The following is a 16867-nucleotide window of genomic DNA, read 5'->3' as shown; positions in this document are numbered from 1 at the left end:
AAAGCGGCGGGAAGCTCTCCCGCCGCTTTTGTTGCGAAAGCAAAATGGCCGCGGTTCAGGGCGTCTTCGGCTTCTGTGCGGTACCCAGTCCAGCCTTGGGTTTTTCCGGTGCGGGCGCCTGGGTCTTCATCTTCGTCTCGATCCAGCCGGTGTAGTTGGCCAGCCGCGTGTAGATGCCATAGGCGTCCTTGTGGCCGCAGGCGGCACTGCCGTCGGCCGGGCCTTCGCCCCAGCTGACGACGCCGACCTGAACCGGGCCGTCGCCGCCGGTCATGAACAGCGGGCCGCCACTGTCGCCATTGCAGGCATCGCGCACGCCGCTGGTGGTGCCGGCGCAGATCATGTTTTTGGTCAGCGGGTCGGTCATGTCGGCGGCAATCGCATTGGCGGCCGCATCGATGCCCTTTTCCGAATAGCGCATGCGGTGGGACAGATCGCCCAACGCTGCCTTCAAATCATGCGCGTAGATGGCCTTGATGCCGCTGTTGCAGGCCTGGTTCGGCTGCAGGTCGAGGTCGGCAACCATCAGCGTGGTCGGGAAGGTGCCATCCTGCATCTTGCCCCAGCCGGTAACGGTGGTCTTGCCGCTATCGGGGGTGGTGCCATGGGCAAGCTTGATGGTCGGTGCGTCGGCCGGCTCGGCGAGCCGGAGCAGGCCGAGGTCGTTGTCGAGCGTCTGCTCGCTGTAGCCCTCGTTGACGATGACCTCCACCACCTTGTGGCGCTTGCCTTCGCTGAGATCGGTGGCGCCGGTCAGCACGGTGACCGCATCCGGCGAGATCGGCCGGCCCTTGTCGTTGAGGCAGTGCGCCGCCGTTAAAACCCATTGCGGCGCGATCAGGCTGCCGCCGCAAAACTGTGCATTGGCCTGCGAAGCCGGGTTCTCGTCCAGCCTGTTGGTGGTGAGCAGCGCGACCTGGAAAGGATAAGCGCCCTTTTCGGCCTGGTTGCCGCCATAGACGCGGTCGGCGCCGTCGGGATTTTCCGCCGCCGCCTTCGCCCTGGCATCGGCAACGCGTTTCATCGGCGAGACCGCCGCTTCTGGCCTGGCGATTTCATCGGCTAGGCTGGTGTTGACGGCCATGACAGCCGAGGCGATGGCAAGCATCGACGCGGTGGCGATCGGCCTGAGCCAATGGATGATGTGCACCTGAAATCCTCCTGAGACACGTTCCCGAACGAGCCAGCCCCGGCGCATGATCGACGAAACAGTCGCCAGCAAGTCAGGCGTTGCTTCGCGGATCGTGTTCCCCGTGCGGAACCCGTTCAAAACCCTATAGCCCCCCACGGGCTACGTGGAAGCGATTTGTCATTCCAATGTTGTATAAATTTAGGCAGTATATCGGCGCGGGTGTCTTTGGCGGGGGCCTTCGACAGATCGTATGGAGCGAAGGTCAGGTTCGGGTGCCGGAAACCAAAACCATTTTTCGGCGTCACCACGATCTCGACAATATTTCTGTATTTTGATCCAGTCCTTGCTGACTTTTGGGAGAGTCTCACCATGACAAAACTGACAAACGCTATCATTTCGTCTGCATTGCTTTCCACTGCAATGTGGACGGTCCCTGTTTTCGCCGCCGATCCTGGTTCCGCCAGTGCCGGCAATGGCGAGAGCATGCGGGACGTGACTTCAGGCGACTACAAGCCCGGGCGGGCAAAACCAATCGCGCCGCCGAAGCTGACCGACGAAGACAGCCGCGCCGCGCCGCTTGCCGACGAGGCAACGGCTGTCAAATCCTATGGCATCGTCGGACGTTCCGCCGATGGCAAGGAGATCAAGATCGAGCCAAGCGAAGCGCTGCGGGACCTTATCATCAAGGAACTCAATGCGCCGGCCAATGGAAAAGACGCGGCGCCGCGGAAGACCGAGGATCCCGGGCTTGGCGAAGGCGAAGCCGGCCGCCAGATTTTCGGCACCGACGATCGTGAGCAGATCAAGAACACCAAGACCTATCCGTTCTCGGCAATCGGCTATCTCGAGGCCAAATCGACGAAGACGGGCGGCTATGGCAGTTGCTCGGCAACGCTGATCGGCCCGCGCACGGTGCTCACCGCCGCGCACTGCCTCTACAGCCATGAGGACAAGGACTGGCTCTCCGAGTATCTGTTCGTGCCTGGCCTCAACGGCAGCACCGCCGATGACGCGCCGTTCGGTGCCTTCACCTATGAAAGCGCCTATGTGCTGCAAGGCTTCATCGACAACTATCAGGGCTATTATGGTTCGGTCATCCCGTGGGATCTCGGCATCATCACGCTGAAGCAGGATGTCGGCACCAACCTCGGCTGGCTGGGCTACGCCAATTATGACGATCTCGGCGATTTCACCGCCAACCTCGTCGGCTATCCCGGCGACAAGCCGATGGGCACGATGTGGAAGGCGAGCTGCGAAGTGCATGCCGAAAACATCGCCCCGGAATATTTCCAGTATGACTGCGCTACGTTCCCTGGGTCGAGCGGCAGCGCGGTCTACGCCTACGACAACAACTCCAAGCAGCGCATCATCACCGGCGTCAACGTGGCGGAAAGCCCCACCGCGAACACCGCCGTGCGCCTGAACGCCGCCAACATCCAGTGGATCAACAGCCTGTACAAATAGTCGCTGCGCAATCCCGTGATGACAAAGGACGGCGGGCAATCCCGCCGTCTTTTTTCATGCCGATGCCTCCCATGTCGCTTCTCTTGCACGAAGCCGGCTCGCCGATTACGCTCAATGGGCCATGGGTTGGCATCCAAAGGGGCTCCAGGGATGGCGCGGGCAAGGGCAGTGCTAGGGATGGCGGCCGCATCGATGCTGGCCGCTTTGATGTTTTCGCCGGCCTTCGCCGATCCGACTGCCGCGCCCACCGGCGCCTGGGCGGAGCGGGTGCAGATCCTCTACCGGGCGGAGACGCGCTCGGTGCTGCGCAGGACGGTCCGTGTGTGGGACTTTCATCCAGAAAGGAATCTCGACTTCGTCTGGGAACCGGCGGCAGGCCAATCGCCCGACCGGACGATTGGCGAAGACGGCACCATCAACGGCAAGGGCAGACTGGTCTGGCGGGTGCGCGGTTCGGCGAGCTACGATCCGAAAACCATCTATTCCAGTTATTTCGGTGACGTCAGGAATGGCCGGCCTGACGGGCAAGGCCGGCTTGAGCTGCGCTCGGGTGAGGTTTTCGACGGGCATTGGCTCGCCGGGGAATTCGACGGAAAGGGCATCCATGTCGATGCCGACGGCAATCGCTATGAGGGGCAGTTCGTCGCCGGCGTGCCGAATGGCGAAGGCCGATTGCTGTCGAAGACCGGGGAGATTTTTGCCGGCTCATTTGTCGATGGGTTGAAGAACGGCAAGGGCCGTACCCGGCTGGCCGGGGGCACCGACTACGACTCGCAATGGGTCATGGGCAAGGAGGTCGGCGGCGCGCGCCCCGATGTGCTGGCCGATGCCAGGGTCGGCGGGCTGCTCAAGGCACAGACCGGCGGCGGCGATGCCGACAAAGTCGAGATCGGCGTCGTCGTCGACCAGCGCATGACCCAGCAATCCGACATGCAGTACCAGCATCTGGTGCGCGACGCGGATATTGCGATCTATCCGCAGGCGGATGAGGACAATAATGCCTGGAACGGCACCGGGCAGATCACCACCAACAATGTCTATGGCAGCAAGGACTGGGAGGACACCCCGGCCTTCGCCGAGGTCGATCTCAAGACCACCGACCAGTCGAGGGTCAAGCTCGACAGCCTGGAGATGAAGGTCGCGTCGAGCGATGCCTACCGCAAGCCGATGCTGTCGATATCGGAGCATTTCGGCTGTGTCGGCTTCCGGCCGGATTTCTCGATCATCAACAATGGCTGGGGCGATGCCAAGGACATGAAGATGTCGATCCAGTTCACAACCGTGGACGATGACGGCAATCCGACCGGCGAGCCCAGCCGCATGTACAGCAAGGACATTGGCAGTTTCGGCGAGGGCGTCGACGTGTCGATCAAGAGCGTGCTCACCGAAGCCGGCGTCGACACGGCGAGCCTGGAGACGGGGCGGTTTCCCTGTCCCTCCGTGGATAGTCTCAATGTCTGCCGCAGCCAGCTGACCAACAAGATCAAGTTCGGCGAGGTCGCCGACTATCTCGGCATTATGCAACAGGCGATGACGCTGCATGCGATCGGCAAGTTCGACTATTCCTGGGCGGATGACGCAGGTCATGTCTACCAGCAGAGCGAGCCATTCCGCACCTCGATCACCATGGCGGTTTTCGAGACCCCGGAATCCATGGCCGAATGCGGCGATGGCGGCGGCGGCACGCCGGAAGCGATGCGCTACCAGAACATCGAGTTCCCGATCGGCAAGCATGACTACACCATCGCCATGCCGGTGCGCGGCAACAAGAACCTTAGCGCCTACACGGCGCGGCTGAAGATGTGGTCGTCGATGTCATCGATCCACAGTTTCAGCATCGCCGCGCATTTTGCCGATGGCAGCGTGCGAGAGAGCAAGCCGGTGACCTTCTTCTATTTCCGGCCGAAGCAGTCGCTGTTCGAGACCAAGACCGAGCCCGCGGCCTGCTATTTGCCACGCAATATGGTGGGCTGCGGCTAGGGTATGCTGATATTCAGGTGATGCCGGCCTGCAAACGGCAGCTTCCTGTGCTTCCGGTGCTCAAGTACCCAAAAGTACGCTCCGCTCCGGTTCTCGGAACCCACCTTGTTTGGTCGCTTCGCGCCCGTCTTCGACTCCGACTCGGCCTGACCTGAATCTCAACACACCCCGGTCCGGCAGGCCTATTTCCGGCCCATCTCGAAATAGTTGGGCAGCGGCAAAAGCCTGGTGAAGATCGTCCCTTGGGCGAAGACGCGCAATTCCAGCATCGATCCCGACGACCGCTCGGCGCTCTGGTCGAAGAGGAAATTGCCAAGCGAATAGACCTCCGCCACATCGCCTCCGGCAAGCGGGACAATCGCTTCGCTCGATACATGCGGATGGCCACCGACGATGGCCGACACGCCGCGCAGCCGCATCTGGTCGGCAAGAGCGTCCTCGCGTGCCGATGGTTCGGTCCTGTATTCGCGGCCCCAGTGGACGAAGGCGACCACCGGCCGTCTTGCATTCTCGTGCAGCAACCGGTCGAGGAGGGCAGGGGTGAGCAGATCGGTGTTCTTCGAGCCGTTGGTGTCGATGTCGGTCAGGCCGACAAGGTCGAGATCGGCAAGCGCCAGCGTCTCGACCTGGCCGAAATGGGCAATGCCGGCTTCGTCCAGGGCGCGCAGCGTCTCGGCATAGCCGGACGGGCCGAGATCATAGGCGTGGTTGTTGGCGAGGCCGACGCCGGCGACATGCAGCCTTTTCAGCATGTCGACAGCCAGGCCTTGCGGCATCGCCAGCGTCATGTCGTCGATCGCTTCCGGTACGTTGGGCAGGATGACGCCTTCGAGATTGACGATCAGCGGTCGGGATCCGGTCAGCGAAAGGATGCTGTCGACGATCCGGTCGGCTACACCGTCACGGACCAGGATCTTCTTCATCGCGCGGCCGAAATTTACGTCGCCGGCGAGGTAATAGATCCTGTCCTTTGGCCGTGCCGGGTTGTTGAAGCCGGGGCCGAAAGCGCCGAAGAGCGCCACCACATAGCTGGTGGTTCGCTCGACATAGTCCGATGTGTGTTCCTGCGAGTTCTCGTTGGCGACGACCAGCGGCTGGGCACCGAACAATTCGCGCTGCAGCCTGGTCTGTATGTAGAGCGCGCCAATGGAATCGGCATGGTCGGGCTGGCGAAGTGCTGCTATGCCGTCGAGCGACCCGGCGGCCAGCATGTTGAGCGTCTGCTGGTCGAAACGCCGCGCGTCATGCTGCGGCAGATAGTGCGAGAAGTCGGTGGATTCGACAATCAGCGTGTCCTGGTCGACGATCGGCTTGAGCGCCTCGGCCAGCCTGTCCCAGTCGCCACGGCGCGCCTTGACCGACATTGCCACGGGCACGATTTTCGCCTCGGGGAAATAATGGTGCAGGAACGGCAGCATGGCGCGTACGCCATGCTCCTTGTCGAACAGGCAGGACTCCTCGACCATGTCGCTGTTCGTTTCGAGCTGGCGCACCGCTTGCGCGTCGGCGGCGACCGGGCCAAGCACGGTATCGAAGCCGCGCAGCGTGCTGGCGTACAGTTTGTGCGCCCTGTGGAAATGGTCCGGCGACAGGATGACGATGCGTTTGTAGCGGAAGCCGGAAGCCGCCCGCAAACCGAGCGCCACCAGGTCGGCGGCCAGAAGGTGATGCGGCACCGTGATGCCGGTCAGCCGCTGGTTGGAAGGCTCGACATTGGCGACGCTGGCGATGGCATCCTTGAACAGCGCGGCATCGTCGTAGAAGGGCGGAAAGTTCTCGGTGCCTGGCGGGCAAGTGATGGGCGCGGCGATGGCGTGAAGGGGAAGGAGGAGGGTGAGGAGAAAGACTGTCAGGATCAGCAGAATGCTGGTCTGCGCCAAGACACCCACCTCTGTCCTGCCGGACATCTCCCCCTCAAGGGGGGAGATTGGCAGCGTCGGCCCTGGGGCCACTTTTGCAGCGTTGCAGAATGGCGAAACCACCAATGACAGCCAATCTCCCCCGTTGAGGGGGAGATGTCCGGCAGGACAGAGGGGGGTGTCTTGGCGCAAACCTCGCCTCCTCATGGCTCGGCGAGCACGATGTTCTCCACGCCGCCGACATAATAGAACGGCTTTTGCTTCGACGACGTCAGCCGCACCACTTCGTGCGAAATGTAGTCGGCAAGGCCGAACAGCGTGACGCCGCCATCGGATGTCCTGGCCTTGCCGCGCAGGCCTTCGAGGATCGAATAGGTGAAGACGCCGTGGCCGAGTTCGGGCAGTTCGGCGGCGGTGTTGTTGGCGGCGGTGGCAGAAAAGACGACGATGCGCGCATCCTGCGCGTCCTTCTCCAGGCGCGGGTTGAAGGCGTTGGCGGCATGGCACGTGTCGAGCAGCATGAAGCGCATGCCCTTGGCTCTCTCGACCGACTTCTGGATGTCCGACCAGTCGACAAGCGAGGAGCGCTTCCAGCGCTCCGCATCCTGTTTGCGGCCGTCGGTCGGGATGAAATAATACTCCTCGTCGATGTTGATGCCGTGGCCGGCGACGAAGATGATCGTGGTGTCGTGCTCACCGGGTTTGTCGAGGAAATCGGCGAGCTGGTCGTCGATCGTATGCGAGTCAGGCTCCTTGATGGTGTCGGCGCTGGCGACCGTGTAGGTTTGCTGGGCTTTGTCGGGGCTCTCGTCGAGCGCTTCGCGGTTGACCAGAACCAGCGTCTCCATCGACGAGAACAGCGGCGCCGATTTCTGCGCAATCACCTTGAGGAACTCGGTGGCGTCGTCGACGGGGTAGCGCAGGTCGCAGGCATGGCCAGAACAGGCGTCGGTCAAGAACGGATATTTGTCGACGCCGATGACCGCGACATAGAGCTTGCCCTTGGCCTCGGCCTTCTCGATCTTTCTAGCCAGCGCCGTTACGCTGCGTTCGGTCAGATAGCCGAATTCGTTGGTGCCGGTGATGCGGATGGTGTTTTCACCATTTTCCACCGGTATCTCGACGACGGTGTTGTTGCCGTCCACCGAGCGGGCGGTGATGTCGCCGACATTGCGGCTGTTCGACAGGATCGAGAAGCCGGCGACATCGGTCCCGGCTTCCTTGGCGCCTGATATCTCGACCGCGACATAGCCGTCGCGGACCTTGCTCTGGTCGGCGGCCAGGCGGATGTCGAATTCCGGAGGCTTGCGCTGCAGCAGCTTCTGCAGTTCGTTGTCGACGCCCGGCCGCATTTCCTTGACCGCCTGTTTGGCGCTGCGCAGGATGATCGCCCGGCGCACCATTTCCGGACTCCAGAGATATTTCTTCAACTGGCCGGCGCGGATGAAGCGGCCCTCATGGTCGCGGCCTTGGTTGACCTGCCAGCCGATCAGCTTGTCGCCCTCATCGGAGGAGTAGTAGTAGCCCTGCGGCATCCAGGCGATCCATTGCGAGCCGGCAAAGAACATCGACACGATCAGCTCGTGCGTTTTCAGGTTCCACAATCTGAGCGTCTGGTCGGCGCTGCCGGTGACCAGAAGACCGGCCTTCTCCGAGGCAACCATGGCGTTGATCTCGCCGGTGTGGCCGGTGAACTCGCCCGACACTTTCGCGGTCGCCGTCCGGTATTCGATCAGCGTGCCGTCGTTGCCGCCGGTGATCAGGCCAAGGCCATTGTCGATCAGCGTGTAGGCGGAGTGGACAAAGCCGTTGGTGGCATCGTTATCGATGCTGCGCACTATTTTGCCGCTATTGGCGATCTCCAGCACGGCGTTTTCCAGCGCATCCTTGCCGCCGGCCGCGGCGTGCAGCGTCCACTGGCCGTCGACCAGGGCGGCGCGGGCAAATGAGCCGGGTTCCGCAAGCGGCTGTGGGTCGTCGAAGAAGCGATCGGCGGTTGGCAGCACCAGCCTGTTGGTCAGCGCGCCCTGTTGTTCGGGACAGGAGACGCGCTCGGGACATGGGTTGGCGTTGCCCCAGGCGATGACGCCGTTCGCCACATCGATGCCGACGGCGGTCACCGGTTCTCCCACACCCTGCAGCAGCGCCTTGCGCTCGCCGGTCACGGGGTCCCATACCTGGATGGCGTTGCGGGTGCCGCCGGCCGTCGCCACCAGCGAGCCGTTTGCATTGGTGGTGCTGGCATAGACCGTGCCGTCATGGCCGGTATAGTCGAGCGTCTTTTCGCCGCTGTCGGTGTTCCAGACAAGGGAACGATGCTTGTCGGCGCAGCGATAGCCACAGGAGGCGACCAGCCGTGTACCTTTGGCGAAGGTCAGTGAGCCGATGAGAAAATCCTGCTTTGGCATGGCGCGCGCCAGCGTGCCGTCGGCCGCGTGCCAGAGCTGCACCAGCCCGTCCTTGCTGCCTGTGGCAAACAGGCTGCCATCTTGCGACACGGCCAGCGCCATGACGCTGATGTCCTTCAGCGGCTCCGCTTCGGCCGGCAATGCGATCTCCTCGCCCTTCACGACATCCCAGAGCCGGATGCCGTTGTCGGTGGTGGTCGCGGCCAGGCGGGTTCCGGCGGCAGCGAAGGCGAGCTTTTCGATGTGCCAGGAATCGGCGTCGAGCTTCTTGTCCAGCGTCCAGCCGGTCGCGGATTTGTCGTCCAGCCGCCAGAGATAGACGACGCCGTCAGCGCCGCCGGCAGCCAGGGTTTTTCCATCGGGAGAGAAGGCGAGGTCGTAGGTCGCGTAGTCGGCGGCCTTGAGCACCGCCTTCATCTTGCCGGTGGCGAAGTCGAACAGCCTGATATCGCCATAGGGTGGCTTGTCGCCGAGACTGGCGCCGAAATAGCCGCCGGCGGCGATCGTCTTGCCATCCGGCGAGACCGCGACCGCGAAGATCTTGCCGTCGCTGCCATTGCCGAGATAGCCGCGAATGGTGCGCAGCGTCACCCCGCTCTGCCAGTCCCAGATGCGGATGGTCTTGTCATCAGATGCCGAGACGAGGTCCTCGCCATCGGGCGTGAAGGCGAGGTCGGTGACCTGCGCACTGTGGCCGCCGGTGTCGAGATCGAGATGGAAGTCAGGCGCCTGTTCGGCGCGAGCAGCCGATGAGACGACAAGCACACCGGCCATTGCCAGCCAGCGGCAGGCGCGCATGAGGCGGATGCTCATGGCGAATTTTCCCATCGCTATTTGGCTTCGGCCTGGCGCACATAGGTCTCGATCGCCGAGGCGAAAGTGGGTGAACCCGCCTTGCGCTGCTTGTCGACATAGCCGGAAAAATAACTCCAGAACGAGACGGCATAATCGCGGAAATAGGCATCCGTAACTTTGCGCGAACACAGATCGCCCTCGACGCAGAAGGACAGGCGGTTGAGGAAATAGACGATGCGGTCGAAGTTCTCGCTGAAATCGGCGAGTGGCATGTCGCCGCCAGTGGCGGTCATCGCCTCGATGCCGATGCGTTGCCGGAAGACTTGTTCCTCGGTCGGCGACGGGTTGGCACTGAGCAGATTGTCGTATTTGGCGTTGAGCGCCGTCAGGCGATCCTTCAGCGCGCGCTGCGCCTGCTGGTAGTCCTTGTTTTGCCAGAGTTCGACCAGCGACATCGTCTGCTCGACACGCTTCTGCTCCTGGTTGGCCAGGAACTGGTAGACCGAGAACATCAAGGTGAAGATGATGGCGAAACGTACCGCCATGCCTGACCAGGCATAGACCAGCATGCGCCAGTCACGGTCGGTGAAGGGGTTCGATTCCTTCTTGATCTCGTGGCTGCTCGGCCACGGAAAGCCTTCGGTGGTTTCCGGCAGCGCCGGTTTCGCGGCTGGCGCCTTGGCGGGCGCGACAGCTGCTGTTTGCCTGGTGTTGCCCGCCGGCTTCTTCATCCGCAGCTGTCCAGTTCGATGGTGGCGGAGGGATCAAGCACGATGCCTGGCACCTCCAGCTTCCTTTTCAGGCATTCCAGCTGCAAGCGCGAAATCATGAACTGCACGTCGGGCTCCGCCGCCCCCTTGTTCGGTGACGGCAACGCTTCGACCACGCCGCGCGAGGCGCAGTTGCTGAGGTCGACGACGACCGCGCCGCTGCCGCTTTTGGCGATCTGGTCGTACTGATCGAGAAAACAGGTCGCCAGTTCCGAGTTGGTGACGATCTGCCTGACACACAGGCCGCAGGCCTCGTCCGCCGAAGCATTGGCGATCAGCAACAGGCCGCCAGCAAGGCCGACAACCGTTCCGCGCCAGGAAAAAACTGTGTTCTTCAAGATCGATCCTATCTGCTCATCCGGCCGTCATACGCCATGGCTGCGGCCGGAAATGTTCTCATATCGCGCCGATCGCGCAAGGGCCGACAACGAATGCTCAACTGCGCGGCACGGTCTCCATGGGGAAGATCATGACCGCGCCTCTCGATCCGCCCTTGTCGCCGAGCTTCATGGCTGAGCGGGTCGACGGGGCGAGCCCGACGTCACGCAGCATGTCGGAGAAGCCAGGCTGGCCGTCGCCGGCGTTGCGCGTGCGCTGCGGCACGCCGCCTTGGCCAAGGAAGCTCAAATCCTCCATCTCGCTTTGCGGCGGTGCCTCGGTGAGCACCGCGATCATCCGTTCCATGCCGAAGCTGGTATCAGTGAAGGCGAGCAGGCCTTCCTCCAGCTTCGCGCCGGGAACCATCCGCTCGGCGACGATCGGCGTGATCGAATAGTCGCTGCCGACGTAGAGCACGTTGATGTCGACGATCTCGGTCGACTGGTTCTTGGCCAGCACATGCACTTCGTCGCCTGGGAGCACGCGCGGTACCGCTGACGCCTGCAACGGTTCCATGGCATCATTGTTCTTGCGTTTGATCGTGAACTCGACACTCACCCCTGGCGGCTGGTAGTCCGAAGCGGCGGCAAGCCTGGAAAGGCTGGTTGCGCGGAAGATCGTCGTCAGATTGTTCGCCGTCGCATCCGCAAGCTTGGCGCGATTGTCCAGGTGGATGATGACCAGCGGCGGCCGGCTGCCATCCTTGAGCGAAACATCACCCGAAGCCGGTAGGAACCACAGCGCCGGCTGATCGCTGGCGTCGGCGGCAGCGCCGGCAATCGCGTTCTCGCGCAGCACGGCGAGGCGCATGTCAGCGCTCTGCCCAGGCTCCACAAGACCAATGTTGAACCGCCTGTCCTTGCTGGCGATCAATTCGTCGAGTACCGAGTTGGCCAGCGCCACTTCCGCATCTAGCCCGCCGGTTGCGGCGGGGCGTGCCACCGCGAGCTTGAAGTCGACGGCAAGTTCGGCAATCCGCGCATAGGCATTGGCCGGAATGTCAGCAATCTTCAGCGCCGGCTTGCCGCCATACTCGACGGGCCGCACCCGACTCTCCAGATTCCCGGCCGACTGCACTTCGACATAGCCCAGGGCCGCAGACAGCTCCGACAGTGGCGATGGCAGCACGGCAAGCTTGGTTCCAGGCGAAAGGCGGTGCAGCATCCCGGCGCCGATTGTGGCGTCGTTGTCCTTGACAATGATCGGCCACGCCATGGCCGTGTCGGTTTTGTCCGTGCCGAACACTCGCGCGTCAAGTTCGCCCTCGAACAGCGGCGTCGGCCGCGTGCGCCCGTCCGCCGAATATTGCTGCAACACGGCCTGGCCAAGCTGGCGGTAGGTGGCGTTGGGGTTCTCGGCGAGCTTGGAAAAGATGGTGAAGGTGAACAGTCCGAAACGGACGGCATCGGGGTTGCCCTTCGGAAGTGGCATCTCCGGGGTCGTTTCGATGGTCTGTGCCGCATAGAAGGCGACCAGCTTGCCCTTGCTGATCGGCTCGGCGGCCGTCGACCCGGTCAGTTTGAACGGAGGAATGCGCCGGCCATCCTCGTCGATGCTACGCGAGCCGGCTTCGGCCGCCACCATCTCGGCTTCCGGAATGCCAAGGTCAGCCGCATCGACCTTGCGTTCCATTTCGTCGTTAACCTCGACGGCGCGTGTTATCGTTGCGGAGTGGCAGCAGTCGAAGACCGCCCAGACGAAAGCTCCCTTGTCGCGGATCGCGTCGAGTGCGGCGCCGATGTCGTAGTCGACCAATGCGTTCGGCACACCCTTGTCGCGATCGATCCATTTGTTGATGTCGTTGGGCAAGAAGATCTCGTCGAGACCGTCCAGCTTGTGGCCAAGTACGCTCTCCGGTTGCTGCGCTCCATGGCCGGAGAAATGCAAATAGACGAAATCGTCGCGCTGCACCTTGGCGGCGAGATCGGCGAGTGCAGCCTTGATCGCCCCAAGGGTTGGTGACCCCGCCGCGCCCTCTATCCCGTCTGCGAGAAGCCTGACGTTTTCGGGTGTGAATTTCACCGGTTCGGGTACGTTTTTCAGAAGATAGTCGCGCACAAGGCCGGCATCGTTCTTCGGTCCGACCAGCCAGTTTCTCTGCGGCAGGTTCGGATATTCGGTGCAGGCGACCAGCAGCGCATGGTAGGTGCGCGAGGCGGCCATGGTCCGGAACGACACCATGCCGGCCATCGTCAGCGCGGACGTGCCGACAAGCAACGTCCGCCGTGTCAATTTGATCATGATCGCTTCCCCAAGCCCGATCGAATTTCCAAGCACGGCAACTCTTGCCGAAGATTTTGTCCGTATTTTGAATGTTGCATTGGCGAGCAACCCGCCTGTTGCCCGCTCCGGTCCGACGATAGGCGGTCCTCGCCAGCCTTGCGGGCAGAGATGTTGGAAACAGTAGCAAAAATCCCTGTTCGTCGCTATCTGGATGGGACAGGGATCGTTTGCGCTCGGAAACGATGCGCAATCGACGCAAGATGAGTTGGATCAGGACCATGGCGGCAAGGGATGTGCTGACGAAGAACCAGCTGTGCGTGCTCGAGAAACTCGAGACCGCCAGCGGGCCGCTCAGCGCCTACACCTTGCTCGACCAACTGCGCGAGCGAGGTTTTCGCGCGCCGTTACAGGTCTATCGCGCGCTCGACACGCTGGTGAAATCCGGCTTCGTGCACCGGCTGGAAAGCATCAATTCCTTCGTCGCCTGCGCCGAGCCGCACGACCACAGCCATTCGATGACCGCTTTCGCCATCTGCGACACATGCGGGCAAGTGACCGAAATGTCCGATCACGATGTCGACCACCGGCTGGACGAATGGGTGCGCTCGACAGGCTTCGCCGCCAAGAAAGCGGTGATCGAGTTTCGCGGGACGTGTGCGAAGTGCCTGGCGCAGGCCGCCTGAAGGCCTCCCGTCGTCATCCTAGGGTCAAGCCCGAGGATGACGAACCAAGGCTAGTGCGCCTCGTCCCAGTTGTTGGCGGCGCGGACGTCGACATGCAGCGGCACCGACATCGATACAGCCGGCATCGCCGCGTTTTCCATGACATGGCGCACGACCGGGATCGTCGCGTCCACTTCAGCTTCCACCGTCTCGAAGACCAGTTCATCGTGTACCTGCAGCAGCATGCGGGCCGAAAGCTTCGCCTTTTCCAGCGCCTCGTCCATGCGCACCATGGCGCGGCGGATGATGTCGGCGGCGGTGCCTTGCAGGCGGGCATTGATCGAGGCGCGCTCGTTGAAGGCGCGGAGCGACGGGTTCGACGAGCGGATATCCGGATAGTGGATGCGGCGGCCGAAGATCGTTTCGACGAAGCCGTGCTCGCGGGCATAGGCCTTGGTCTCTTCGATATAGTCGCGGATGCCGGGGAAGCGCTCGAAGTATTTCTTGATGTAATTGCTCGCTTCCTCGCGCGGGATCGACAGCTGGTTGGCGAGGCCGAAGGCGGAAATGCCGTAGATGATGCCGAAATTGATCGCCTTGGCGCGGCGGCGGACTTCCGAAGGCATGCCTTCCACGGGCACGTTGAACATTTCCGAGGCGGTGATGGCATGGATGTCGGCGCCGTCGGCAAAGGCCTGCCGCAGTTGCGGGATTTCGGCGACATGGGCGAGCACCCGCAACTCGATCTGGCTGTAGTCGGCCGACACCAGCCGGTTGCCCTTGTCGGCGATGAAGGCGGTCCTGATCTTGCGGCCTTCGGCGGTGCGCACCGGAATGTTCTGCAGGTTCGGATCGGAGGACGATAGCCGGCCCGTGGTTGTCGCCGCCAGCGCGTAGGAGGTGTGGACGCGCCTGGTATCGAGATGGATGAAGCCGGGCAGCGCATCGGTATAGGTCGATTTCAGCTTGGTCAGCTGGCGCCAGTCGACGATCTTGCGCGGCAGTTCATGGCCTTCGGCGGCGAGATCCTCGAGAAGCTGGGCCGAGGTCGACCACTGGCCGGTCTTGGTCTTCGATCCTCCGGGCAGCCCCATGCGGCCAAACAATATGTCGCCAAGCTGCTTGGGCGAGCCGATGTTGATGCGCTCGCCGATGAGCAGGTAGATTTCCTCTTCCAGGCGCGCGGCGCCCTGCGCCAGTTCGCCCGAGAGCCGCGACAGGATCTGCCGGTCGACCGAGATGCCGCGCTGTTCCATGCGCGCCAGCACTGGCACCAGCGGCCGCTCTAGCCGTTCATAGACCGAAACCAGGCCCTTGGCGGCAAGTCTCGGCTTCAGCACCAGCCACAGCCGCAGTGCCACATCGGCGTCTTCGGCGGCGTGAGCGGTCGCCTTGTCGATGTCGACCTGATCGAAACCGACAGAGCTTTTGCCGGAACCGGTCACGTCCTTGAGCTGGAGTGGGGTGTGGCCAAGCCATTTTTCGGCGAGCGCGTCCATGCCGTGACCATGGGGGGTGCCAGCATCGAGCACATAGGAGATCAGCATGGTGTCGTCGAACGGCGCGACATCGATGCCGTAACGGCTCATGATGACGAGATCGTATTTCAGGTTCTGCGCGATCTTGAGAACCGACTTGTCCTCAAGCAGCGGTTTGAGCATCGCCAGCGCCTCGCGAAGCTCGATCTGGTTTTCGAGCATGCCGCCGCCGAGCAGATCACCGTTGCCGCTCTTGTGGGCAAAAGGAATGTAGGCGGCGCGTCCGGGCGCCGTAGCGATGGACATGCCGATCAATTCGGCCTGCATCGGATCGGCCGACGTCGCCCTGACGTCGAAAGCGACAAGGCCGGTCTCCTTTGCCTCCGCGACCCAGGCTTTCAAAGTCGCGACATCGCGGATGCAGTGATAGGTTGACGTATCGATCTTGCGGGTGGCCGCGCTCTCCAGCCGCAACGCCGCGAGCAGGGACGGCGTATCGCCGCTGCTGGGCTTCTCCGCGGCCGGTGCCTGGCTTGCCGCGCCGTTTTCGCCGGCCCTTGCGGATCGCGCCTCGACAGCAGCGCCGGCGCCGACATCAGGCCCATGCGCATGATCGGCGCGCTCGACCGTCACCGCCACAGCCTGGACGTCACCGGCCTCGGTTCCCGTCGCTTCCGCGACGCGCCGGGTCAGCGAGGTGAACTCCATGGTCTTGAGGAAGCCGATCAGCTTCGGCCCGTCCGGCGCGTGCAGGACGAAGTCGTCCAGTCCTTCGGCCACCGGCACGTCGTCCTTCAGCGTCACCAACTGGCGCGAAATGCGTGCCTTGTCGGCGTTGGCGATAATCGATTCACGTCTTTTGTCCTGCTTGATCTCTCCGGCGCGGGCCAGCAGCGTGTCGAGGTCGCCGAACTGTTCGAGCAGCTGCGCCGCCGTCTTCGGCCCGATGCCGGGCACGCCGGGCACGTTGTCGACGGAATCGCCGGTCAGCGCCTGCAAGTCGACCATCTTTTCCGGCGGCACGCCCCATTTCTCGATGACCTCGGGGATGCCGATCTGGCGGTCCTTCATCGGGTCGTACATGCCGACCGTGGCGCCGACCAACTGCATCAGGTCCTTGTCGGAGGAGATGACCGTGGTGTCGCCACCCGCTTCGCGGGCGAGCCTCGCATAGGTGGCGATGAGATCGTCGGCCTCATAACCCTCGATCTCGACGCAAGGCAGGTTGAACGCCCTGGTCGCTTGGCGGATCAGGCCGAATTGCGGGATCAGGTCTTCCGGCGGCGCCGAGCGGTTGGCCTTGTATTCGGGATAGAGATCGTTGCGGAAGGTTTTCGACGAATAGTCAAAAATGACGGCGAAATGCGTCGGCACAATGCCTACATCGGTATTGCGGGCATCCAGCATCAGCTTCCACAGCATGTTGCAGAAGCCGGAAACGGCGCCGACCGGCAGGCCGTCGGACTTGCGGGTCAGCGGTGGCAGCGCGTGATAGGCACGGAAGATGTAGCCGGAGCCGTCGACAAGGAAGAGATGATCGCCTTTTTTCATGTCGGCAGGGATAGCGCGGCGCGACGGCTTGGTCCATGCCAAAGGCTGCCCAAAGGCGGTGTTGACCACTGGTTCCGGCAACACCCTGACAGACTGGGGACAGGCCGGCCTGCTCACGCCCATGTTACAAAAGTGTAATTTTCGTGCCCTTGAATCGCCACGTTCAA

The 16867-nt window shown here is 62.7% G+C and carries 10 protein-coding genes; 3 read left to right on the top strand and 7 right to left on the bottom strand.

What is annotated here, in order from left to right; all coding sequences use genetic code 11:
- Window positions 1–55 precede the first annotated feature (55 nt).
- Window positions 56–1150 carry a S1 family serine peptidase gene (locus BPNPMPFG_RS16255; RefSeq protein WP_258596513.1) on the bottom strand — a complete coding sequence of 365 codons (1095 nt, stop codon included), beginning with the start codon at window positions 1148–1150 and terminating at the stop codon, window positions 56–58.
- Between the two features lie 351 nt (window positions 1151–1501).
- Between BPNPMPFG_RS16255 and BPNPMPFG_RS16250 the strand changes: the two genes are divergently transcribed.
- A complete protein-coding gene (locus tag BPNPMPFG_RS16250) occupies window positions 1502–2596 on the top strand; it encodes a trypsin-like serine peptidase (RefSeq protein WP_258596512.1) in 1095 nt (364 codons plus the stop codon).
- A 177-nt stretch (window positions 2597–2773) separates the two neighbouring features.
- Window positions 2774–4576, top strand: coding sequence for an MORN repeat-containing protein (locus BPNPMPFG_RS16245; protein ID WP_258596511.1), 1803 nt, complete (start codon window positions 2774–2776; stop codon window positions 4574–4576).
- A gap of 182 nt (window positions 4577–4758) precedes the next feature.
- Here BPNPMPFG_RS16245 and amrB read toward each other — a convergent pair whose 3' ends face one another.
- The 5 genes from amrB to BPNPMPFG_RS16220 form a co-directional block, all read right to left on the bottom strand.
- Complete coding sequence (gene amrB, locus BPNPMPFG_RS16240; protein WP_258596510.1) at window positions 4759–6483, bottom strand: AmmeMemoRadiSam system protein B; 1725 nt, start codon at window positions 6481–6483, stop codon at window positions 4759–4761.
- Between the two features lie 155 nt (window positions 6484–6638).
- Complete coding sequence (locus tag BPNPMPFG_RS16235) at window positions 6639–9656, bottom strand: caspase family protein (RefSeq protein ID WP_258596509.1); 3018 nt, start codon at window positions 9654–9656, stop codon at window positions 6639–6641.
- A gap of 17 nt (window positions 9657–9673) precedes the next feature.
- Entirely contained in the window at window positions 9674–10369 is a 696-nt protein-coding gene (locus tag BPNPMPFG_RS16230; protein ID WP_258596508.1) for a DUF4760 domain-containing protein, read from the bottom strand.
- Window positions 10366–10746, bottom strand: a complete 381-nt coding sequence (locus BPNPMPFG_RS16225) for a hypothetical protein (protein WP_258596507.1) — start codon at window positions 10744–10746, stop codon at window positions 10366–10368. Before BPNPMPFG_RS16225 ends, BPNPMPFG_RS16230 begins: the two co-directional genes overlap by 4 nt.
- 97 nt (window positions 10747–10843) lie before the next feature.
- Entirely contained in the window at window positions 10844–13027 is a 2184-nt protein-coding gene (locus BPNPMPFG_RS16220; protein ID WP_258596506.1) for a caspase family protein, read from the bottom strand.
- A 260-nt stretch (window positions 13028–13287) separates the two neighbouring features.
- On the opposite strand from BPNPMPFG_RS16220, the gene BPNPMPFG_RS16215 reads away from it, so the two are divergent.
- Entirely contained in the window at window positions 13288–13692 is a 405-nt protein-coding gene (locus tag BPNPMPFG_RS16215) for a Fur family transcriptional regulator (protein WP_258596505.1), read from the top strand.
- A gap of 50 nt (window positions 13693–13742) precedes the next feature.
- Here BPNPMPFG_RS16215 and polA read toward each other — a convergent pair whose 3' ends face one another.
- Window positions 13743–16700 carry a DNA polymerase I gene (gene polA, locus BPNPMPFG_RS16210; protein WP_258596781.1) on the bottom strand — a complete coding sequence of 986 codons (2958 nt, stop codon included), beginning with the start codon at window positions 16698–16700 and terminating at the stop codon, window positions 13743–13745.
- Window positions 16701–16867: the final 167 nt, after the last annotated feature.

The sequence above is a fragment of the Mesorhizobium sp. AR07 genome, from assembly GCF_024746815.1.
Taxonomy (GTDB): domain Bacteria; phylum Pseudomonadota; class Alphaproteobacteria; order Rhizobiales; family Rhizobiaceae; genus Mesorhizobium.
Note: the sequence above shows the minus strand (reverse complement) of the source record. Positions and strands in the feature narration are given on the sequence as shown.